Source organism: Glycomyces sp. TRM65418 (genome assembly GCF_019710475.1).
Taxonomy (GTDB): domain Bacteria; phylum Actinomycetota; class Actinomycetes; order Mycobacteriales; family Micromonosporaceae; genus Glycomyces.
In genome coordinates, this window is the sequence record NZ_JAJFAX010000026.1 from 1 (window position 1) to 1,123 (window position 1,123).

General features: G+C 67.1%; 1 protein-coding gene. It reads right to left on the reverse strand.

Translation table 11 applies throughout. The annotated features are described in order from the left end of the window. Positions 1–127: 127 nt before the first annotated feature. Positions 128–970, reverse strand: coding sequence for an SAM-dependent methyltransferase (locus K3N28_RS23165; RefSeq protein WP_228095269.1), 843 nt, complete (start codon positions 968–970; stop codon positions 128–130). Between the last annotated feature and the right edge of the window lie 153 nt (positions 971–1,123).

Below are 1,123 nucleotides of genomic sequence, written 5' to 3' on the forward strand. Positions count from 1 at the left end.
CGCCGGAGTCCTGTGGGCGGTGTGGGGCCGCGGGGCGGGATTCACCTGATCGGGTGAGCCGGGGGCCGGGGGCGGAGACGGCGAAGGGCGCGCAGCCCCTGGCGCGCGCCCTCGATACGGTGGTGGCCTATTCCTTGTAGGCGAGACCGGCCATGATGATCCGCTGATGCGGCTCGAGGTCCTCCACGGCGGGCACCTCCCTGTCAGGCTCCCCGGGGAACCAGCGGGTGGGGAACTCCAGGCCCGGAGGCACCAGCGGCAGCCCCTGGAAGTGCGCCTCGATCTCCTCGGGCGTGCGGGCCCACCCGTTGCCCAGCGCCTGGATGCAGGAGGTCTCCATCGCCTTCTGCTCGGGGTAGCCGGTGTCGGCGAAATCGGTGATGTGCAGGTAAGACCCGCTCGGGCACGCCTCCAGCAGCGCTCGGATCCAGTTGCCGGGCTCCTCGTCGGGATGGAAGTGCATCATCAACCCCACGATCATCAAGCCGACGGGTCGGTCGAAGTCGATCATCTTGTTGACGTCGGGGTGGTTGAGGATGCTGGGCGGGTGGCGCAGGTCGGCGGTGACGATCACCGTGGACTCGTTGTCCGCCAGCAGGGCCCGCCCGTGCGAGAGCACGATGGGGTCGTTGTCGACGTAGCAGACCTTCGCGTTCGGATTGACGGCCTGGGCCACCTGGTGGGTGTTCTCCATCGTGGGCAGGCCGGCGCCGATGTCGAGGAACTGGTCGATGCCCTGCTGCGCCACGTACCGCACGCCCTTGATGAGGCCGAGGCGGTTGTCGAGGCTCGCTTCGCGGATCTTGGGCACGTATTTCGCGATCATGGCCGCGCCCTCGCGGTCGACCGCGAAGTTGTCCTTGCCGCCGAGGGTCGCGTCGTAGACGCGGGCGATGGAGGGCTTGGAGATGTCGAAGTCGGGTACGTAGTCGGCGGTCGCTTCGGGCGTGATCCCGTCGTTCTCTGCCATCGGCTCAGCCTCTTCGTCGAAGGAACGTTGCGCCTATCGTACGACCTTGATCACACTGCCGGACTGGGGGATCACTCCGCCCCGACACGGCCTCCACGGAAACACGCAAACGAATCACCCGACACAGCAACCACTTAGAGGCTATCCAGTCCA